Source organism: Acinetobacter sp. YH16042, assembly GCF_013417245.1.
In the GTDB taxonomy this organism is placed as follows: Bacteria; Pseudomonadota; Gammaproteobacteria; order Pseudomonadales; family Moraxellaceae; genus Acinetobacter; species Acinetobacter amyesii.
Map to the genome: position 1 here is coordinate 22679 of NZ_VPEJ01000003.1, position 19947 is coordinate 42625.

Here is a 19947-nt window from a genome sequence, read left to right on the forward strand (position 1 = left end):
TGCATCTGCTATTTCAGCTTTTATTTTTGCAGGAAATAAGCATACTTATCACATTATTTTCAAGAATATGGAGATCCATTTCGCTCAAGTGTCGCTATTCATCAATTGTTATTTTTGGTGTTATTTACGCTCGAATCACGCTTCTTTCGATATAGGTTGTTCCTGCAAACGTTTATAATTCTTTTTCTCTTGATACATTTTAGCATCGGCTTGTTGTACCAAACTCATGGCATCTATATAGCCTTGCTGATGGTCTGTTTGACAGAGCCCAATACTTAAACTTAAGCCTGCTTCCATTTCCGCCACCGCTTCTAATAAACGAGGGATAAAACTCGCTTCCACATGCTTTTCACTGCAACCAGGCAAGACCAAACAAAATTCGTCTCCGCCATAACGGAAGCAATGATCATCTAAACGTGCAACCGACTTTATGGCCGCAGCAACCGTTTGTAGTACCTGATCTCCACGTGGATGACCTTGTTCATCATTGATCTTTTTAAAATCATTGATATCAATAAACACTACTGTTACGGGTTCATGATTACGCTGTGCGGTATATAAAATACTGGTCAATAAGGTCGATAAATGCCGGACATTTAAGAGTCCTGTTAATGGATCGCGCTGTGAAAGTTCTTCCATTTCTTGTGCACGAAACTCTAGCGCATGCGCATACTGTTCCATTTTTTCACGGGAGATCTTCACCTCATTAATCAAACTCCATACATAGGTTTCCACCACCAATGTAGTATCGAACATAAAGAGCTTTTCCAACGTGTTAATAATCCGCTGATATTGTTCCGTATCATTAAAGGTACGCTGAATTAAGCGAAACAACATGGTCTTTAGGGTATGTACCGCAGAGAGATACAACTTCGGCTCTACACCAATGCGCTTATGAACCAAACCAATCCGTAAACGGTTATTCACATACGCGCTGTCATAGCGCCCGGAAAATAAATCCAATAAATATTGATGCTGCGCGCGTTGCAAACGCTTCAAGGTATCAAGATCACCAATCAAAGTGGCAATTTCTGGAATTGAGGTCTGATTTTCATAAAATTCATCAACCATACTGTCGAGTATCGGCGCCACAATCCCACCAATCGAAGCCAATTCCGCCAGCTCTAAATCAGTCAAGCCAAGCAACTGTTTACGTCGTTCTATATCTTGCATCGAAATATGCATTTGATGCATCAATGTTTGGTTGGTTGCTTTCATGAATCGGATCCCCTTCCCGCCAAATCAATCCCTTCAGGCGTTTAAACAGGGTTTCTATGCAGTAGGTCTTCATGCCTGCATGCAAAGCTTCAACCGTTCACCTTTGGGTTTTGGCTATCATTGATGATGACGCTTTTCTTTCAGCTCAATGGTTTGGCATGGGCTTAAGTTCGGACGTCAACATCATATTCCTCGTCTATTGGCTCACTTTTTCTGGCTTATTCTGGTTCTAGCTTATTCTGGCTAACACTATTTCTGCTTTTTGCAGATTTGCTCTGCATAATTATTTTTATTCTGCTTGCACGATAACTGATATTTTGCTGACTGTCAGCATAAAAAAACGCCCCTAAGGGCGCATTTTTTCAATATTTATTCTACTTTTAAAATAAATATGGGCGTACAAAAATCAGGAAGAACAGCCCCAACATTAGGAACCACTTTAAAAAGTAATACAGTGAACGATTGGTTTTTTTCAAGGCTTTGGCTTTTATACGAATTTGATAGACATAGCCAAATACTTTATTTAAACCACCCGTTTTATCACCGCTTTCATTCGGTGAACTCGCAGCAGTCATGACATTTTTACCAAACCAATGGTTAAAAGCTTCCATCCACTTGGACTTTAATGGCCGTTCAACGTCTGCAAAGAAAATGATCCGGTTCTGATCCGTTTTATTTTCAGCATAGTGAATATAGGTTTCATCAAACACCACACTCTCGCCGTCACGCCATGAGTACCGCTGACCATCGACATCAATAAAACAACGGTCATCATTCGGCGTTAGTAAGCCCAAGTGATAACGCAATGAACCGGCATAGGGATCGCGATGACGGACTAAACGACTGTCGGGCGCCAACTCGGTAAACATCGCGGCTTTAATGGTGGGTAGGTTTTTTAATAAAGCCGTGGTTTTTGGGCAAAGTTCAGCAGCCGAAGGATGGGCTGAGTCATACCATTTTAAATAAAAGCGTTTCCAACCTGTTTTAAAAAACGAGTTAAATCCAAGGTCATCATAAGTACTCGATGCTTTGATGCCCCCTTTTTCATATAAGGCCTTGGCTTCATCACGAATCATTTCTCAGTTTTCATCTAAGACTTTTAAATCTTTAAAATGCTGCGTGTCGATATAGGGTTGGCTCGGCACTTTTGAAAACATGTACATGAGAAAATTGATCGGTGCGAGCAATGTCGAATGATCAAAAAACTGACGATAAAATGAATGACGGACTTTACCGCGTTGCTGGATATAAAACGCAGAAATGACAAAGACCGCCAGGATAATCCACTTAATCATATGAGGACCTGGTGCTAATAAGCATTGTGCTTAATAAAAAATTAACTTTTGAGAACGCGACGAGTATAGCATAGTGCTCAGTGACGCTTAAATAAGCAGCATAGAACACTGTGTCTCAGCAAAGATGGATGACAATAGTAAAAGTGAATTGACCATTCTGCCGAAAAATACACTTGCTTTTTTCTTGAATTTTTCTTTCGCATCTCAATCTATAGCTTACATTTATAAAAAAATGTGAACTGAAACATAAGCTTCAACATATTTAATCAGAGCGATAGCGTTTAAAGGCAGATCCGAAGGCTATTTCCAAAAGAAATTTTGATGACCCTAGCGTCACGGCTTGATACAACTTGTTATGTTCTTTTTAGATATAGTTATCGTAAGATTAGCGAGGCATAAAGTGTACGCAGGAACCGCGTACTCGCTTCACAACATCAACTTAGAAGTCCTCCAAAATAAAGGAGATCAGGCATGATCCACGCTGGCAATGCCATTACCGTCCAAATGCTTTCGGACGGAATTGCAGAATTCCGCTTTGACTTACAAGGTGAGTCGGTCAACAAATTTAACCGCGCAACAATTGAAGATTTTAAAGCTGCAATTGACGCTGTTAAAGCAAACGGTGACATCAAAGGTTTAATCGTTACTTCAGGTAAATCTACATTTATCGTGGGTGCAGATATCACTGAATTCGGTGACAACTTCGCTCAAGGCGAACAAGCGATTGTGGATTGGGCATTGCCTGTTCACGACATCTTCAATGCGTTTGAAGATCTAAACGTTCCTAAAGTTGCTGCAATCAATGGTATGGCATTGGGCGGCGGTTTTGAAATGTGCTTAGTGTGTGACTATCGTGTGATGTCAGATGCTGCACAAGTTGGCCTTCCAGAAATCAAACTGGGTATCTACCCTGGTTTTGGTGGTACGGTTCGTTTAAGCCGCGTGATTGGTATCGACAATGCGGTTGAATGGATGGCAATGGCTGCACCGAAAAAGCCAGCTGCTGCGCTCAAAGACGGTGCTGTTGATGCAGTTGTTGCTGCAGACAAACTACAAGACGCTGCAATTGACCTTGTAAAACAAGCGATTGCTGGCCGTGTAGACTGGAAAGCAAAACGTCAAGAAAAATTAGATCCTGTTAAATTGAACATGCTTGAACAAATGATGGCATTCAATACAGCGAAAGGTGCAGTTCTTGCAAAAGCAAATCCTGCTCAATACCCAGCGCCAAAACTTCTTCTAGACTCATTACAAGCAGGTGCAAGCCTTCCACGTGATGAAGCATTGAAAATCGAAGCGCAAGGTTTTGCTAAAGCGGCTGTGACTCCACAAGCAGGTGCGTTAATTGGTTTATTCCTTAACGACCAAATTGTGAAGAAAACTTCGAAGAAATATGAAAAAGGTGCACACCCTGTCAACCAAGCAGCTGTATTAGGCGCGGGTATCATGGGTGGTGGTATTGCTTACCAAGCGGCAAGCAAAGGCACACCAATCATCATGAAAGACATTGGTAACCCACAACTTGCTTTAGGTATGAAAGAAGCTAATGGCTTACTGACCAAACAAGTTGAACGCAAGAAAATGAAACCTGCTCAAATGGGTGAAACTCTTGCGCGCATCCGTCCTACTTTAAGCTATGACGAATTCAAAGAAGTGGACATCGTGATTGAAGCAGTCACAGAGAACCCGAAAGTTAAGGGTATCGTACTGGCTGAAACTGAAAAAAATGTTCGTGACAATACGATCATTGCTTCGAACACGTCAACCATTTCAATCACACGTTTGGCTGAAAACCTACAACGTCCTGAAAACTTCGTAGGTATGCACTTCTTTAACCCAGTTCACATGATGCCATTGGTAGAAGTGATACGTGGTGAGAAAACATCTGCTGAGGCAATCGCAACGACTGTGGTTCTTGCTCAGAAAATGGGTAAAACACCAATCGTGGTAAATGACTGCCCGGGCTTCCTTGTAAACCGCGTATTGTTCCCTTACTTTGGTGCATTTGACCTTCTATTGAAAGACGGTGCTGACTTCCAACAAGTCGACAAAGTCATGGAAAAATTCGGCTGGCCAATGGGTCCTGCTTACCTCATCGACGTTGTGGGTATCGACACAGGCGTACACGGTGCAGAAGTGATGGCGGAAGGTTTCCCTGACCGTATGAAGCCTGACTTCAAAGGTTCAATTCAAACGATGTATGAAGCAAAACGTTTGGGTCAAAAGAATGACGTTGGTTTCTACAAATACGAACTTGACCGTAAAGGTAAGAAAGCCAAAGTGGTTGATCCAGTGGCTTACGAACTTGTGGCTTCTGTTGCAACTGCGGAAAAACGTGAATTTGATGCTCAAGAAATCATTGACCGTATGATGCTGACGTTCTGTAACGAAACTGTTCGTTGCCTAGAAGACAACATCGTAGCGACTGCTGCTGAAGCAGATATGGCGATGATCATGGGTGTAGGTTTCCCTCCATTCCGTGGTGGTCCATGCCGTTACATCGACCAAACAGGTGTCGCTGAATACGTAGCGCTTTGCGACAAATATGCGTATTTAGGTAAGGCTTATGAAGCGCCACAAATGTTGCGTGACATGGCTGCTAACAACAAAAAATTCTACGGTTAAGGAGCAACGTGAATGGCTACTTTAAATCCACGTGACGTTGTCATCGTTGATGGCGTACGTTCAGCAATGGGTAAAACCAAAAATGGTATGTTCCGTAACGTACGTGCTGACAGCTTATCTGCTGAATTAGTACGCGCGCTTGTTGCTCGTAACCAGTTTGATACCAATGAAGTTGAAGACGTTATCTGGGGCTGTGTAAACCAAACCCTAGAGCAAGGTATGAACATTGGTCGTAACATTGCATTGTTAGCAGACCTACCACGTACTGTTGCAGGTCAAACAGTGAACCGTCTTTGTGGTTCTTCTATGCAAGCAATCCACACAGCGGCTGCGCAAATTGCAACCAACCAAGGTGATATCTTCATCATTGGTGGTGTAGAACACATGGGTCACGTTGGCATGATGCACGGCATCGACATCAACCCTGAAGCGTCTAAGCACTATGCAAAAGCGTCTAACATGATGGGCTTAACGGCTGAAATGTTAGGTCGTATGAACGGTATTTCGCGTGAAGAACAAGATGCGTTTGGTGTTGAATCACACCGCCGTGCTTGGGCTGCAACACAAGAAGGCCGTTTCAAAAATGAAATCGTGGGCGTTGAAGGTCACGATGCAAATGGTTTCAAAATCCTGTGCGATATCGATGAAGTGATTCGTCCTGATGCAAACCTTGAAGCGTTCCAATCGTTACGTCCAGTATTCGACCCGAAAGGCGGTACGGTAACTGCTGCAACATCTTCAGCTTTGTCTGACGGTGCTTCTGCAATGTTGCTGATGTCTGCTGAACGTGCTCAAGCTTTAGGTCTTAAGCCACGTGCTGTGATTCGTTCTATGGCGGTTGCAGGCTGTGATGCTGCGATCATGGGTTATGGTCCTGTACCAGCAACTCAAAAAGCATTAAAACGTGCTGGCTTATCGATTGCTGATATTCAAACTTTTGAATTGAACGAAGCGTTCGCAGCACAAGGTTTGTCTGTTCTTAAAGGCTTAGGCATTTATGACCAACAAGACCGTGTGAACTTGAACGGTGGTGCGATTGCATTGGGTCACCCATTGGGTTGTTCTGGTGCGCGTATCACAACGACTTTGCTGAACGTTATGGAACAGCAAGATACACAAATCGGTCTTGCGACTATGTGTATCGGTCTTGGTCAAGGTATCGCGACTATTATCGAACGTGTTTAATTTTTAATTAAATACTGAGATAAAAGAAACCCCGTTTAGTGCGGGGTTTTTTATTTGTTAACTAAACTCGCATGAATAATACTAGAAGCCCCTTCTCCCTCTGGGGTGAGCAGCATGCACCACAAGAGGATGAGGGGAAATTTTTCATATAAATCCTATCCCTGAGCGGTATTCTGCGCAAGTCTCCTTAAAAGGAGAGGGAAATTTCATAGTGCAATAAATTTTGTTCAAAAATCTTCAGCAATAAACCGTGCTAAACAACCCTTAAAAAACGTCTTAGCATATTTAAAATTTAAAACGTTAATTCTCGATTTTCAGCGATTTTTGAATTATGGTAAGGCCTGAACCAAAACTTAAATATGCATAACAATGATAAATAAACGACTTCACTACCTCATAAAGATGAGCTACCTAAGCACTTTTATTTTTCTTACAGCTTGCGTTACAAATAATCAAATCGGTGAACTCTCCCGTGATCTGTTTCAAAAATACGAAACAAAATATGCATGGAGAACAATCCTTGAAGATGATGTGATCGCATTTGGCAAACCTGCTAAAGCAATACCCAATGAACCAATCGATAGCATCGTAGTCGCAGGCAATAAATACAGCTATTTGATCAATAAAGGCGGTGCTGATTTTATTCAACTGATAAGCCAACTCAATCCACAATATATTCGTCTCCATCGAGAACTTGACTTTAATTCTCCGAGCCCGAACAGCACTAAATTTAGCGGAAGCTTTAAATTTTATTATGCGCCTCCCAATGGAACACTAAGTCCTACGGAAAGGGCATTATTCAACCAATATGGTGTAGCACCATGTGATTGTTCAAAGGCAGAACAACAAGATCACCTGTTTAACTTAGAAATTGCAGGTACGGTTTACCCAAAAGTTGCGAATGCCGCAGATTTAAAGCCCTTAAGCCATCCCTATAAGATCCGTATCCAGCATTACGAAGACCAAAGTGGCTATGTCAAAAAGTCAGGGCAGGAAAAATTGGCAGAATTACCACTATTGCCTTTAACACTCACTATCGACATCATTCAATTGCCTCTAAAAGCTTTGGGCTTTATTTATCAGCCTTAAATCAGAGTATGATCATATTCAATTGGTTGAATTTTCTAAGTACACATACACCCTGACTAGCTCAAAAATGGTTCCCTTTTTCCAATTTAAGTAAAGTAAGTGTTGAGTTGATCACCAATCCTTCAACTCAACATCCTACAATTCTTGGCTTAAATTTTCTGCGCCAACAAAGTCGCAAAATGCTGTTGAATCCGCTGCCCTTCAGCATCCACCCGATGCAGCTCACCGACATTTTCATTGTATTTCACAATATTCCAGCCTTCATACAACGCACTTAACTCTCCTGCTTTAAAGCTAAATGGAAAGTCAGGCTGCGCAGGTAAATCAGGTGTATCCATAGCGCAAACTATCAGGTTATAGCCATTTACACTTGTCGCTTGCTGCATCTGCTGAATCAGTGGCTTCACTGTCTTGGCCTCTAAAAACATCATCACCACGGTACAGCAAATAAAATCATATTTCCCCGTAATGCTTTGGTCTGCATTTAAATCACGCTGCTGTACATGAATATTTTCAATACCTTCCGCAGCGATCACCTCTTGCAGCTTGTGCAAACTGTGTGGATTGACATCCCATGCATCCACCTCAAAGCGCTGCTCAGACAGCTGACTTAAGTACAGCGAATTACGCCCCTGCCCACAGCCGACATCCAAAGCACGACCACCTTGCAAATATGGTGTTGCTGCCAAAATTTCTGAATGTGTTGGACTGAGCTGATACTTCTTATAAAAATAGTCCTGTGCTAAGCAATAAAAACTCAACTGACATTGCACATCGTCACTCGCAGACACAATCTTGTGCCACGCCTGCGGTTCGATAAACGGCGGTGGCTGATCTGGGCTAAATACATGCGTGGAAAGGATATTTCCTGACGCATCTAACATGGCAAAATTTACTTCACCTTGCAGCACGGTGAGTTTTGCCCAAGTGCCTGCTTTGGTATTGTGCTGTTGTTTAAAACCTTGTGGAATCGACTGCTGCGTCCACACAGGGAGCTGTTTATAACAAATAAGCTGCTGCATCTGATGTTATCCCTCATGCGACTTTATTTTTATGCCATACCAATGGCAGAAATATATATTCACAATAACGGCTTTAACAGTGATTTTAAATCAGCTTTGAATTGAAAATTTCGAATGCTGTGCAATGCACGCTGTTTTTGTTTGTTTTTCTGCGTTAGACCATGTTATCCGTTTGTAACATTGGTGGAATATTCACACAATCGAATCCCTCACTCTGTGCCGTGTAACCTAAGCGCTGTTGATAAGGCATAAAATTTACAATGCCTTATTTTAACTAAGTTTTATAGAGTGATGACTATGAACGCGATCAAAACTACTTTAGCTGTTGCTTTAGTTGCTGCTACAACTTCTGCTATGGCAACTACTGCTGTAGAACAAAAACCTGCGACTGCTGTTGAAGCTGTAAAAGCTCAAGCTGCACAAGCGAAAACTGCAACTGTAGCTGCTGCTCAAGCAACTAAAGATGCTGCTAAAACTCAAGTGGCTGTTGCAGAAAAAGCGACTCAAACTAAAACTTTAACAGTGAAAGAAACCACTAAAGCAAAAACTGCTGACATGAAAAAAGCAGTTGTAGAAAAAGCAGCAGCAACTAAAGAAACTGCAGTTGCAGCAAAAGATGCAACTGTAGCAAAAACTGTAGCGGCTAAAGACGCTGTTGTTGCGAACACTGTTGCAGCAAAAGACGCGACTGTAGCAAAAACTGTAGCAACTAAAGATGCTGTCGTTGCAAAAACTGTTGAAGCAAAAGATGCAGCTGTAGAAAAAGCAACTGATGCAAAAGAAGCTGTTGAAACTAAAACTGAAGAAGTAAAAGCTGAAGCGAAAAAAGACTGCGCTAAAAAATGTGCAGAGAAAAAAGCTGAAGCAGCGAAAGCTGAGAAAAAAGGTTTCTTTTCTTGGTTCAAAAAAGCAGCTTAATCGTTGATTAAATGCAAAAAAAGATGCCTTCACGGCATCTTTTTTTTGCCCATTTAGACTGCAATACTGCTTTCTGACAACGGAATAATCTTTTGATAAACAAACTGATTTTTCCCTTGTGATTTCGCCTGATATAGGCAGGCATCGACATGTTGTAAAGTCGTGGAGTAATTGGACAAACTCAACTGTTGAAACTCGGCCAAGCCCATACTAAAGCTGACATCTAGCCTTAATTGATCTTTTCGAAACGGCACATGTTCGCAGCGTTCCAAAATTGTTTCACACAACATTTTACCCTGCTCCAAATCGGCACCTTCGAGCAAAATTAAAAATTCTTCACCGCCCCAACGACTAATAAAACTCGCGCGTGGACTACAATTTTTTAAGATTTTTGCCAAATGCACCAAAACACTGTCCCCCATTTGGTGTCCATATTGGTCATTAATTTTTTTAAAATTATCGACATCGAGCAAAATGACACAGCCTTTATCAACCGCACCCTCTATAAATATTTGTTCTTTAAAGGCATGGCGATTTTTCAGTCCCGTCAACTCATCGCAAAAACTTACACGTTGCAAAGCCAAATATAGACGTTTATTTCGTGCATACAGCTCACAAATAAACAGAAAAATGATCAAATAAATACCCAATGCCAAACGATAAGAACTGATCCGCGAGAGCATATGTACCTGTGCATCCGACCAATATTCCCCAGCCAATGGCATGGCACCATACCAGCCACAGATCAGCGTCATTAAGCCAATCAGCCAGCAAAAGGTTTTGAAGTCATATTTGATCGCGTAGTAACACATCAATAAAGGCAAGACCATGCAGGCATAGAAGATCTGATCATTTGAGATCACATATTGCACGGCCAGTGCCACGATCAGATAGCCATAATCCATCCACGGTACATTCATCCAGCGCTGAACACCAAACAGTAAACACACCACAGCCAAACTTGTTGCAAATTGCTCTAGAAAATAATCAACAAAGGCAAAGTATTGGTTGTCCATCTGAAAGCACGCCACAAACAAGAGACTGCCTGCAAAAGCACTCACGATACTCGGAACAGCTAACATTAGGGTTCGCTTAAAGCGGCGTTTTTTTAAATGGCTCAGCGCTAAATAGGCTTTAATAAATACCCAAATCTGAAATGCCGAAATCGCACACAGGAGAAATTTATCTTCTAAGATTTTGGCAGGATCGACCATCAGCGAAGCCACAAAGATCGCACTAAAAGCATAAAGCACGATCAGTAAATCGTGACTTAAATGCTTTCGCATTAAAACCATGCCATAGGCAGCGAATGCATTTACCACCCAAACAGGGCTAATGAATAATTCATAGGTATAGCCTATCGACACCAATGAAACCGCACATATGGCAAGCCATAGCAGTATTAATTTTTTCATACGCTAAAAAAATCGTCTCTAAAAATGGCGATAAACCTTTCATTCAAAGCCAATCGGTCTAAGGTTAGAATTTTTGCAAGTTCAATACAGCTCAGCTTCTTATGAGTTATGGGCTGCTGGCTAAAAAGTTATGTTTAAATTTTCGGCGTATTTTAAGTGATTTAAGTCACACTATTGGTTGATAGTTGTATTAAATTTGCAATTTAAACAATCAAAGACTGTTTTAAAGCCAATGTTTTTTGCGCCATTCGTGCTAGTTCGGAACTCAGTTCCCAAAATGATGCTCGATAACAACAAAAAAGCCATCCGCTAAAGGATGGCTTTCACTTGCATAACATGTCTCGAAGTTGTGCTGAATAATTTGAATGAAAAGGACTTATTTTAATATTTGTAATTGTTCCATCAACCAAGCCATGTATTTATCTTGATCCATAAAGTCAGGCGCCGTCCCTGTATCCAAACTATAAAATTGTTGATTAAATTCAATCACAATCTGTTCAGTCAGATGCCAATCTTCAATCATGCGAAAATACTGACTGAAGAAAAAACGGTTCTTGCCCCAATTGTTTAAACTTTCCAAACGTGGATATTGGCGGTTCGCGATAAAGTCGATATAGACCTGCTGAATATCATCAAAAATCTGAATAGCTCGCATGAGCATGGACCTCTATATGATGTAAAACCTTGCTATAAGCCACTTTATCGCGCAATTTTGAAAGAGAGATGACAGTCAGTTAAAGCTTTTGTTTCAACTCTGAACGGTTCTTTTGGCGGATCTCATCCATTTGTGCATTGAGCGCTAACATCTCTGTATAAAGCTGATTAAACTGCTTTAAAGGCGCATCTTCATAGAACATAAATAATTTATTTTTCTTTTCCCATTTATTGGCTTTCAGCACAGCAAAGAGCTCATCAGCCTTCGCCAAGCTTTGCTTTTCTAACTCAAATAAAGCATGCGACTCATCACTATCACGACTGTCTCTTAAACTCTGCGCAATTTGCTGACGAAACACCTGTTTGACCGCCAACTGTTTGGCCTGCGCTAAACCATTTTCCTCTTGCTGTGTGGTTTTTTGTTCATAAGCATCGACCACTGCATGCACCTGCTGCAGCATTTGCTCAGTCTCTTGATATTGGTTTTTTTTATCTTTTAATAAGCGATCGATATCGAGAAATTTATCCCAATTCAGTGCTTTAAGATCACGAATATATTGATTCCGCGCTTCTGCACGCTGCACCATTTGGCTCAAAATAAAATCCGCCATGATCTTATAATCACCCGTTAATCGTGCATCTGTTACATTGAGTTGTATCGGTTCTTCCCAGTGCTGAGCTTGCTGAAAGATTTGCTCAGTTTTTTCACGTAAAACCGTTTCATAGGTCGAGAGTTGGGCAGCTTCTTTTTGCTGCACTGAATATTGATAAAACATCCAACCAAACACCAATACCGTGGCACTGGCCAAGACAACAAAGATACGCGGCATAATGAGCTCCGAACCCTCTTTTATTCAGTTTAACCAAAAGTTTGAAGATTGACGATAAAATAGCCATGTTTTTTAGCGATGCTATTTAACTTCATCAATGTAGAAAGACCTAAATTACGCATGCCATCAAAACGAAAATTCATGGATAAAGCATGAATTTTCGCCTTCAATGTACTGTAGAGGTGTATTCGATTATGGGGTCTTGATCGGATTGGTATTTAACTGACGGTCGATGTTTCCGAGATTGATTTGCTCACGACTGATTTGCACATTGGTCGCATTACGGTCAATCCCAAAGGGTTGCAACATAATATATAAACCATTGCGTGGGTCAGAAGACTGCAAACCTGCGGCAATATTTAAAACATGCTGTTGCATCAAAGGCGATAAATTCGACATATCTGGCACTGCTGTGGCAGGTAAGATATCAATATTTGACACGATTGTTGCATCGACACCTTTGTTTTGAGTATCGCGCTCAAGTTGCATCACCCGTTGCTGTAAGGCTTTACGGCGATCCACCTGCTCTTGGTACTCAACAATGCCCGTCTCTGCACGCATTTCACGCTCTGCCATAATGGTTAAAGCAGGCATCTGAATGGCTTGTTGTTCGGTGTCCGCAGCTTTTGTTGTGGCTTTTTCCGCAGCCAAAGTATTCATAGCCGTCATTGCTGTACTAACAAAAACCAAAACGGAGACAGATTTAGGGAGATTCATCATGTTTATTCCGAGAGATTTAAAAATAGAAAATTGAAAAAATTTACACTGCTATTATTGTACAGCAATTAATCAACTCACTAGATTTAACCCCGACAAACGGCAGGATAGCACAGCTAGTTTAAACCTCACGTTGCTCATTCTGGACTTGAGATATCATCCTTTACCTATCTGCATTACCACTGCTTTTTCTTTTTTATACTGTTCCAATTCTTAACAGCACAGGAAATGACAAAGCAAACTCTTGCTGCGGATGACGGCTAAAGAAGTCGTGCAAAGCTGCACATGGTTGAAGTGTCGGATGTTGCTGTTGATAATGTTTTAACCCAGACCATGTTTGCAAATAGTCCAAAATTTGCTGTGAACTCCACCTGTAATTTAAAAACAGCTGAGGTGTCGCTAACTCCTGAAATGGAAACGGAATACTGCGATATTCTTCGTCGATGTAACAACGTTCAGCATCCCAATAGCCTTTTAACGTGACAAAATACAGATCCTGTAAAAGCTGGTTCAATTCTGGATGTTCAAATTGAATCAGACCATAGCCCACAATGGCGATGTGACCATGGGGTTTCAATACGCGTCGTACTTATGCATAAAAGGCAGCAAAATCGAACCAATGAATCGCTTGCGCAACTGTGATTAAATCCGCTGAATGGTCTGCAAGCGGACAATGTTCGGCGCTGGCTTGCTCATAACGCACATTGTCTAAATTGGGTGCTTGTGCCAATTGCTCTGCACTCAGATCTGTCGCTAAAATCTGTTGAAAATAGGGCGCCAAACCTTTGGTAAATTGACCTGAACCTGCACCACAGTCCCATGCCAATTCACGCACGGCAACATGCTGCAAGATGCTATCGACGACTTCAGCAGAATAACTTGGACGTGCTTGTTGATACAGCACACTCCCTGTAGAGAAAAGGTCTTTCATTGTAGAAATTCATTGGTTATTTTTTATCAGTTTAATCGAATTTTAGGGGTCGGAAACTAGCACTTAAGTCATAGCTTCAGCGATAAAATTTGAGCTTCAAATATTTACTCAATCACGTGCTGTATATAAAAACTGGTCTGTGCAATCGGGCTTAATTGATCATTCATTTGATAATATTTCACATCATAGTGCCCTGGCTTCCAGCCAGCGACAGGACTAAAACTGACCCAATTCTGTTCACGCTGAGCACTAATCCGTTGAGGCATAAAAAACAGCACTTCTCCAGTAGATTGATCGCTCCAACGTACAAAAACCTGCTCATTATTCGGAGTTTTTCCTAAAGTATCAAAGTGAGCAAACAACTGCTGCTCTGCATAAATGTCACGCGGCAGTACATTTTCAACCCCGTATTCTTGCTGTGCCATAACCGCGGCTCGTCCACTCATAGGCTCATGAGGATTATTTTTTGCATCAACAAATTCGCGTACAAGATGCTTCGCAAATTCGCGTTTGTTTTTTATTGCCGATAAATCATAGCTGGGAAAAGCTTGTTTTAAATATTGATCCAACTGTTGTGGTGTCGCCTGATCAATGACGGCATTCACCTGAGTCATTTGATTTTTAAGTTGCTGTTGTAATTCGATATTATTTTCAGACTGCTCAGGTATATTCTGCTGAAGGTTTTGAATAAACCTAATCCCTGTCTGATCTCTATTACTTTCTATAACTGTAGGATCATCAGATACAGTATTAGACGGGGCTATTAAATAGCCCAATCCAAAACAGACGAGTCCAATCAACATTGGCACAATGAATTTCATCAGCATTAATTACACGTAATCGTTTCAGTCACGTTATTCGCCAGCGTGATTTTCAAACTTCCATTTGTAAATAATGCCCCCTGATTCACTTCTTCTTTAGTTCGATTACTGCCTGACAATAATCTTAATCCTTCTGATGTACAGATTCCTGTCTGGGTATCATTTGTTAGCTTTAATACACAGCCTGCTGTTGTCACTTTATGGGTATTTGCTACAGGTTGAGTACATATTGCCGTGATCACATTTGTAGACGGTGTTTTAAGATCACACGCTGAACAATCTCGACTTGCACTACCGCATGCATTTGCTGCTTTTTCACTGCGGCAAATATAGGTTTGAGTACCAAAAGTAAATTCTTTTTCATAAGATGAATTAAAACTCCCACTGCTTCCACCACCACATGCTGTTAATAAAGCACTTGTCATTACAGTTAAAGCCATTAACATTTTGTTCATATGCATTGTCATACCTTTTATTTTTAAAAATTTTTTTAACTATTAGTCAAATTATATTCGGTAGATTGTAGCAGTTAAATTGTGTAAATGATAAACAACCGAAAAAACAACAGGCAAAAAAAACCTCAAACAATGGTTTGAGGTTTTTTTGAATATGGTGGCGAGACCCAGGATCGAACTGGGGACACACGGATTTTCAATCCGTTGCTCTACCTACTGAGCTATCACGCCGATGCGGTGTATTAAGCCGTATATCAGTTAATTAGTCAATCATATTTATAAAAATATTTTTCGTATGCATATTTTTTAGGCAAAAAAAATCCCTGATGGGATCAGGGATTGATAAACTGAAAAATCAGTTTTGAATATGGTGGCGAGACCCAGGATCGAACTGGGGACACACGGATTTTCAATCCGTTGCTCTACCTACTGAGCTATCACGCCGATGGGGCGTATTAAACAATTTAAGCTGGATGCCGTCAAGCATAAGCATGGGCTTTTTTCTCAAATGTTTATTTTTAAATCAATATTTCACACTAATCGCTTACTTTTTGTCTTATTTACATTTAAGTCTGAGTCAATTTAATTATTCAGACGAAAAAAAGACAGCACGGAGACTGTCTTTTAAAAATTGAACTTTACTCAACTACGTCAATTTTACCAATGTGTGCTAAACAACGATGAATCGCGCCACAACCTGGCTCGAAAGTTTTTACACCTTTTTCTTCCTCCATACGTGTCGCTTCACTCACTAGACGTTCTGCAACACCACGCCCACGATTTGCTGGGTGTACCACAATATATTCAAGGGTTTTGCTTTCACCTTGGCCTGTACACCAAATCGCGCCAATCAATTTTGTATTAAATTCTGCAGTATAAACTAAGGTATACTGAGCTAAGTTCTGCTCAAGTTGTTCAATCGCATCGGAACCGTCGCTAAACTCAGGGCTGGTGTCATACAGTCGCTCAAGCTGGCTGCGCACTTCATCATTTTCCAAAGAAGTATAGGCATGTACGGTAATAGGCATTGATAAACCCTCCTGAGCAATCTAATATGCGGTGACTTTTCGTCACAGCGAAAATATTTTTACATCAATCATTTTGACGTATTTGAGGAACGTGTCTATGACAGATCGTATCAGTGAAGTGGTAAGAAACACCAACGAAACCAAAATTCGAGTTCGTGTGAATCTTGATGGTACTGGTCAAGGCACTTTAAACACTGGTGTTCCATTTTTAGATCATATGATTGATCAAATCAAGCGACATGGTCTGTTTGATATTGATATTCATTGTGATGGCGATCTTGACATTGACGATCATCATACCGTAGAAGACTGCGGCATCACACTGGGTCAAGCTTTTGCTCAAGCACTGGGCAATAAAAAAGGTTTAAAACGCTACGGTCACTTCTATGCGCCGCTCGATGAATCACTGAGTCGTGTTGTGGTGGATTTATCTGGCCGTCCGGGTCTTTGGATGGATATTCCATTCACTCGCGCGCGCATCGGGACTTTTGATGTGGATCTTTTCTCTGAATTTTTCCAAGGTTTTGTGAACCATGCGTTAATGACGCTGCACATCGACAACCTAAAAGGCAAAAACAGCCACCACCAAATTGAAAGCGTATTTAAAGCCTTTGCCCGTGCATTACGTATGGCGTGTGAAGTTGACCCGCGTGCCGAAAATACTGTTGCGTCTACCAAAGGAACATTGTAATGACCCGTATTGCCCTTCTTGACTATGGCATGGGAAATCTTCACTCAGCAGCAAAAGCCCTTGAACACGTGGGCGCAACTGTTGATGTCACCAATGATCCTAAGCTGATTGCACAAGCAGATAAAATTGTCTTCCCCGGTGTGGGAGCAATGCGTGACTGTATGCAAGGCATGCATGATGCAGGGATTGATGAAGTGGTCCGTAAAGCGGCATTTAATAAACCTGTGCTTGCGATCTGTGTCGGCATGCAGGCCCTAATGCAGCATTCCGAAGAAAATGGCGGTGCAGATGCATTGGGTATTTTTGAAGGTTCGGTTAAACGCTTTCCTGATGTAGAGGGATTAAAAGTGCCGCACATGGGCTGGAACCAAGTGCATCAGGCAGACCCTAGCCACCCGATGTGGAAAAACATTGAGCAAGATGCACGTTTCTATTTCGTACATAGCTTCTATGTAGAGCCGCAAGATTCAAGCATTGTCGCTGCTACCTGTGACTATGGTTTGGAATTTTGTACCGCAATTCACAAGGAAAACTTGTTTGCGACACAATTTCACCCAGAAAAAAGTCATACAGCCGGTCTGCAATTGCTGAAAAACTTTGTGGAATGGGATATTTAAAATTCCTTCACCGCAAAAAAGCCCGCTCCTTGCGGGCTTTTTTGTACTGTTTATTTTTCATCCTTTTATTTTCTACATATTCATTTTAGAATTTGCCTACTTATAAAAATACCAAAGCCTAGGAATAATAATGAATACCTTCACATCTGACTCACCGACCCAAGCCAGTGGTCGCTTTAGCCGTCGCGCTTATCTTGCATGGAATCTACTGCTCGGCATTATTTTTACGCTAATTGCTGTTGTGGTCGGCCTGCTCATACCCGGTGCGCAAAATGCGCTGACTGAGGGTGCTATGTCAACGCCACTCATGATTATTTTCTTTATCATGTATGCCATCGTCATTTATTACAGCGTCATTTTCTTAATCCGTCGTTTACATGACCGAGACCATTCAGGATGGCTTGCACTGCTGATCTTAGTTCCTGTAGTGAATATATTGTTTGCGCTCTATGTGTTATTTGCACCGGGTAATAGCGGTAGTAATAGCTTTGGACAACCACGCCCGACCAAAGGCTGGGAAACAGTGCTGGCTGTTTTGTATATCGTGGTGTTTATAGTCGGGATACTTGCTGCGATCATGATTCCGTCTTACCAAAACTATGTGATCCGCTCTCAACAAACCACGATTCAACAACAATAATGATAAATCATTAGATGCCGCCGAGATCGTCCTAAACAGCAATACATCTACTCAAACAAGCTCACACAAGTGGGCTTTTTTTGTACTTTACCTTTATAATCAACGCGCTTTTTTGGTACAGGATCAAATCCTGTACTTTTTCACATTTTTATGTCGTTTTTAGCTCAATTTTTTGCGGCTAAAAATGAATGATAACAATACTTTTTACGATAATTTAAGATCATTTAATATGAATAATTCACCCAATATTAACTCTGGCTGGAACCGTGACGGTCGCTTTAATCGCATGTCATTTATCGGTTGGAATGTCTTCTATGGCCTCATGCTAAGCATACTGATGCTGCTGATTGTCAGCATGATGCCCAATACTCTCAATGCCCTAATAGCTCACGCTGAAAATCCAATGACGCAAGTGATTGGATTTATCCTAAATGTTTTAATGCTGATTCCTTTGATGATTTTTTCAGTGCGTCGTTTGCATGACTTTAATCTCTCAGGCTGGTTTGCACTCTTAGAGCTGATTCCGTTGCTCAATATCGTCATGTGCATTGCGCTGATGCTCATCCCCGGGTCTGCAAATGCCAATCAATATGGTGAGCCACGTGCATCCAAAACATGGGAGGTGGTTCTCGCCTTTCTCTTTATCGGTTTATTCTTACTGATCTTGGTAAATGTATTATTTACTGCGCGTTTTCTGTTTTAAGTTACTGTCTTTAAATCTCTTGGTCACTGTGTTTAAGTGCCCTCGTCACTGTCATAGCAACGCGCTATGACAGGCAGGTGAGTCAATGGCTCATGCTCAACGCCACATCTCGGTATTTGCATTTCCCTACTAAACGCTCTAGGCTGCAACAACAAGCCTTTGAATTAAATCACAATGACTGATGCTCTACCGACACCTATTTTGCCAACAAAAGAACAGATTAAAAATTTTCCATTGTTCCAAAATTTAGTGCCAGAGCAGATCCATGTCATTCACAATGCAGAACAATGCCAACACTGGGCCGATGAATTGCAGACGACTGCCTTATTCGGTTTCGACTCTGAATCTAAGCCGACTTTTCGTAAAGGTGAGGTCTCTACCGGTCCACATTTAATCCAACTCGCTACGGCGCAACAGGCGTGGTTGTTTCAAATGAACGAATGCACTTGGGATTTTTTAAGACCAATCTTGAGTAATCGTGATCAAATTAAAGTAGGTTTTGGCTTAAAAAATGATGCGCATTTATTTCGTAAAAAAGGCATCGAACTGAATAGTGTATTGGAACTCTCCAAGTGCTTTGCTTCTTTTGGCTTAAGCCAACCCGTCGGTTTAAAAAATGCCATGGCACTGCTTTTTCGTGTGAATTTTCCAAAATCTAAATCGGTCAGCACCTCCAATTGGGCCAAAAAGCGCATAAGTCCGGAGCAAATTCGTTATGCCGCTGCCGATGCTTATGCCCCTGTTTTGGTCTTTGAAGAATTATTACAACGTGGCTTATTACCTAAAACCATTCCCAATACCTCCCTCAAACTAAGAATTCGTCCGCACATGAAATTATAAACCCTTAATTATTTTAATGATTTAATTTATATTCAGCGATGTAACCACTCTGTAACTGGATATTGCCCCAATCTATGGCATGACCAAGTGCAAAGATCGGCTGAAGAGTGCCAATGAATTTGCAGTTTATTTGCGCTAAAGATTTGAACAGTACGTTATTGCTTTAAAAATAGTCACAGCACAGCCTAAAAACAATAAAATTGCACCTTTTAAGTACATTTATATCTTTGATTTAACTCATTTTAATTACATT

Annotated in this window: 19 protein-coding genes, 2 tRNA genes and 2 pseudogenes; 10 read left to right on the forward strand and 13 right to left on the reverse strand. The window is 41.2% G+C overall.

Features of this window, described 5'->3' with window-relative positions; all coding sequences use genetic code 11:
• Window positions 1–135: 135 nt before the first annotated feature.
• Window positions 136–1218, reverse strand: a complete 1083-nt coding sequence (locus FTV37_RS02840) for a diguanylate cyclase domain-containing protein (protein ID WP_180062997.1) — start codon at window positions 1216–1218, stop codon at window positions 136–138.
• Between FTV37_RS02840 and FTV37_RS17790 the strand changes: the two genes are divergently transcribed.
• Entirely contained in the window at window positions 1217–1342 is a 126-nt protein-coding gene (locus tag FTV37_RS17790) for a hypothetical protein (RefSeq protein ID WP_257220820.1), read from the forward strand. The genes FTV37_RS02840 and FTV37_RS17790 overlap by 2 nt on opposite strands.
• A gap of 256 nt (window positions 1343–1598) precedes the next feature.
• On the opposite strand, the pseudogene lpxO reads toward FTV37_RS17790, so the two are convergent.
• Window positions 1599–2513 (reverse strand): annotated as a pseudogene (gene lpxO / locus FTV37_RS02845) (lipid A hydroxylase LpxO).
• Window positions 2514–2984: 471 nt separating this feature from the next.
• Between lpxO and fadB the strand changes: the two are divergent.
• The 3 genes from fadB to FTV37_RS02860 all read left to right on the forward strand — a co-directional run bounded on the left by fadB (window position 2985) and on the right by FTV37_RS02860 (window position 7412).
• Window positions 2985–5138, forward strand: a complete 2154-nt coding sequence (fadB, locus tag FTV37_RS02850; RefSeq protein ID WP_180002818.1) for a fatty acid oxidation complex subunit alpha FadB — start codon at window positions 2985–2987, stop codon at window positions 5136–5138.
• 12 nt (window positions 5139–5150) lie between these two features.
• Window positions 5151–6323 (forward strand): acetyl-CoA C-acyltransferase FadA, encoded by a 1173-nt coding sequence (gene fadA / locus FTV37_RS02855; RefSeq protein WP_168379008.1) that lies wholly within the window; start codon window positions 5151–5153, stop codon window positions 6321–6323.
• A 369-nt stretch (window positions 6324–6692) separates the two neighbouring features.
• Complete coding sequence (locus FTV37_RS02860; protein ID WP_180041547.1) at window positions 6693–7412, forward strand: hypothetical protein; 720 nt, start codon at window positions 6693–6695, stop codon at window positions 7410–7412.
• Between the two features lie 149 nt (window positions 7413–7561).
• Here the strand turns inward: FTV37_RS02860 and tehB are convergent, their stop codons facing one another.
• Window positions 7562–8434, reverse strand: coding sequence for an SAM-dependent methyltransferase TehB (gene tehB / locus FTV37_RS02865; RefSeq protein WP_180062998.1), 873 nt, complete (start codon window positions 8432–8434; stop codon window positions 7562–7564).
• A gap of 297 nt (window positions 8435–8731) precedes the next feature.
• On the opposite strand from tehB, the gene FTV37_RS02870 reads away from it, so the two are divergent.
• Window positions 8732–9352, forward strand: a complete 621-nt coding sequence (locus FTV37_RS02870; protein WP_180010565.1) for a hypothetical protein — start codon at window positions 8732–8734, stop codon at window positions 9350–9352.
• A 53-nt stretch (window positions 9353–9405) separates the two neighbouring features.
• On the opposite strand, the gene FTV37_RS02875 is transcribed toward FTV37_RS02870, so the two are convergent.
• From FTV37_RS02875 to FTV37_RS02920, 10 genes and pseudogenes are all read right to left on the reverse strand, one after another.
• A complete protein-coding gene (locus FTV37_RS02875) occupies window positions 9406–10767 on the reverse strand; it encodes a GGDEF domain-containing protein (protein WP_180062999.1) in 1362 nt (453 codons plus the stop codon).
• 376 nt (window positions 10768–11143) lie between these two features.
• Window positions 11144–11422: a hypothetical protein gene (locus FTV37_RS02880; protein ID WP_078190480.1), complete on the reverse strand. Its 279-nt coding sequence runs from the start codon at window positions 11420–11422 to the stop codon at window positions 11144–11146.
• Between the two features lie 79 nt (window positions 11423–11501).
• Window positions 11502–12251, reverse strand: a complete 750-nt coding sequence (locus FTV37_RS02885) for a hypothetical protein (RefSeq protein WP_180059359.1) — start codon at window positions 12249–12251, stop codon at window positions 11502–11504.
• A 192-nt stretch (window positions 12252–12443) separates the two neighbouring features.
• On the reverse strand, window positions 12444–12971 hold the full coding sequence (locus FTV37_RS02890) for a hypothetical protein (protein ID WP_257222199.1): 528 nt from the start codon (window positions 12969–12971) through the stop codon (window positions 12444–12446).
• A 193-nt stretch (window positions 12972–13164) separates the two neighbouring features.
• Window positions 13165–13899, reverse strand: a pseudogene (locus tag FTV37_RS02895) (class I SAM-dependent methyltransferase).
• A 104-nt stretch (window positions 13900–14003) separates the two neighbouring features.
• Window positions 14004–14726 (reverse strand): hypothetical protein, encoded by a 723-nt coding sequence (locus FTV37_RS02900; protein ID WP_180025928.1) that lies wholly within the window; start codon window positions 14724–14726, stop codon window positions 14004–14006.
• Window positions 14726–15175 carry a hypothetical protein gene (locus FTV37_RS02905; RefSeq protein ID WP_180025927.1) on the reverse strand — a complete coding sequence of 150 codons (450 nt, stop codon included), beginning with the start codon at window positions 15173–15175 and terminating at the stop codon, window positions 14726–14728. The genes FTV37_RS02900 and FTV37_RS02905 overlap by 1 nt, the downstream gene beginning before the upstream one ends.
• Before the next feature lie 155 nt (window positions 15176–15330).
• A tRNA-Phe gene (locus FTV37_RS02910) sits at window positions 15331–15406 on the reverse strand.
• Between the two features lie 137 nt (window positions 15407–15543).
• A tRNA-Phe gene (locus FTV37_RS02915) sits at window positions 15544–15619 on the reverse strand.
• Window positions 15620–15813: 194 nt separating this feature from the next.
• Complete coding sequence (locus FTV37_RS02920; protein ID WP_078193146.1) at window positions 15814–16203, reverse strand: GNAT family N-acetyltransferase; 390 nt, start codon at window positions 16201–16203, stop codon at window positions 15814–15816.
• A 97-nt stretch (window positions 16204–16300) separates the two neighbouring features.
• Between FTV37_RS02920 and hisB the strand changes: the two genes are divergently transcribed.
• The 5 genes from hisB (at window position 16301) to FTV37_RS02945 (ending at window position 19694) form a co-directional block, all read left to right on the forward strand.
• Window positions 16301–16894, forward strand: coding sequence for an imidazoleglycerol-phosphate dehydratase HisB (hisB, locus tag FTV37_RS02925; RefSeq protein WP_180063000.1), 594 nt, complete (start codon window positions 16301–16303; stop codon window positions 16892–16894).
• A complete protein-coding gene (gene hisH, locus FTV37_RS02930) occupies window positions 16894–17511 on the forward strand; it encodes an imidazole glycerol phosphate synthase subunit HisH (protein ID WP_078193147.1) in 618 nt (205 codons plus the stop codon). The genes hisB and hisH overlap by 1 nt, the downstream gene beginning before the upstream one ends.
• Before the next feature lie 130 nt (window positions 17512–17641).
• Window positions 17642–18151, forward strand: a complete 510-nt coding sequence (locus FTV37_RS02935) for a DUF805 domain-containing protein (RefSeq protein WP_180009276.1) — start codon at window positions 17642–17644, stop codon at window positions 18149–18151.
• A gap of 229 nt (window positions 18152–18380) precedes the next feature.
• Window positions 18381–18854 (forward strand): DUF805 domain-containing protein, encoded by a 474-nt coding sequence (locus tag FTV37_RS02940; RefSeq protein ID WP_180009274.1) that lies wholly within the window; start codon window positions 18381–18383, stop codon window positions 18852–18854.
• A gap of 174 nt (window positions 18855–19028) precedes the next feature.
• Complete coding sequence (locus FTV37_RS02945) at window positions 19029–19694, forward strand: 3'-5' exonuclease (protein ID WP_180063001.1); 666 nt, start codon at window positions 19029–19031, stop codon at window positions 19692–19694.
• Window positions 19695–19947 lie beyond the last annotated feature (253 nt).

Bases quoted from the DNA above. Each gene is read 5' to 3' on its own strand.
- FTV37_RS17790 (WP_257220820.1), top strand. From the start codon at position 1,217: ATGAATCGGATCCCCTTCCCGCCAAATCAATCCCTTCAGGCGTTTAAA.
- FTV37_RS02840 (WP_180062997.1), bottom strand. From the start codon at position 1,218: ATGAAAGCAACCAACCAAACATTGATGCATCAAATGCATATTTCGATG.
- fadB (WP_180002818.1), top strand. From the start codon at position 2,985: ATGATCCACGCTGGCAATGCCATTACCGTCCAAATGCTTTCGGACGGA.
- fadA (WP_168379008.1), top strand. From the start codon at position 5,151: ATGGCTACTTTAAATCCACGTGACGTTGTCATCGTTGATGGCGTACGT.
- FTV37_RS02860 (WP_180041547.1), top strand. From the start codon at position 6,693: ATGATAAATAAACGACTTCACTACCTCATAAAGATGAGCTACCTAAGC.
- tehB (WP_180062998.1), bottom strand. From the start codon at position 8,434: ATGCAGCAGCTTATTTGTTATAAACAGCTCCCTGTGTGGACGCAGCAG.
- FTV37_RS02870 (WP_180010565.1), top strand. From the start codon at position 8,732: ATGAACGCGATCAAAACTACTTTAGCTGTTGCTTTAGTTGCTGCTACA.
- FTV37_RS02875 (WP_180062999.1), bottom strand. From the start codon at position 10,767: ATGAAAAAATTAATACTGCTATGGCTTGCCATATGTGCGGTTTCATTG.
- FTV37_RS02880 (WP_078190480.1), bottom strand. From the start codon at position 11,422: ATGCGAGCTATTCAGATTTTTGATGATATTCAGCAGGTCTATATCGAC.
- FTV37_RS02885 (WP_180059359.1), bottom strand. From the start codon at position 12,251: ATGCCGCGTATCTTTGTTGTCTTGGCCAGTGCCACGGTATTGGTGTTT.
- FTV37_RS02890 (WP_257222199.1), bottom strand. From the start codon at position 12,971: ATGATGAATCTCCCTAAATCTGTCTCCGTTTTGGTTTTTGTTAGTACA.
- FTV37_RS02900 (WP_180025928.1), bottom strand. From the start codon at position 14,726: ATGCTGATGAAATTCATTGTGCCAATGTTGATTGGACTCGTCTGTTTT.
- FTV37_RS02905 (WP_180025927.1), bottom strand. From the start codon at position 15,175: ATGAACAAAATGTTAATGGCTTTAACTGTAATGACAAGTGCTTTATTA.
- FTV37_RS02920 (WP_078193146.1), bottom strand. From the start codon at position 16,203: ATGCCTATTACCGTACATGCCTATACTTCTTTGGAAAATGATGAAGTG.
- hisB (WP_180063000.1), top strand. From the start codon at position 16,301: ATGACAGATCGTATCAGTGAAGTGGTAAGAAACACCAACGAAACCAAA.
- hisH (WP_078193147.1), top strand. From the start codon at position 16,894: ATGACCCGTATTGCCCTTCTTGACTATGGCATGGGAAATCTTCACTCA.
- FTV37_RS02935 (WP_180009276.1), top strand. From the start codon at position 17,642: ATGAATACCTTCACATCTGACTCACCGACCCAAGCCAGTGGTCGCTTT.
- FTV37_RS02940 (WP_180009274.1), top strand. From the start codon at position 18,381: ATGAATAATTCACCCAATATTAACTCTGGCTGGAACCGTGACGGTCGC.
- FTV37_RS02945 (WP_180063001.1), top strand. From the start codon at position 19,029: ATGACTGATGCTCTACCGACACCTATTTTGCCAACAAAAGAACAGATT.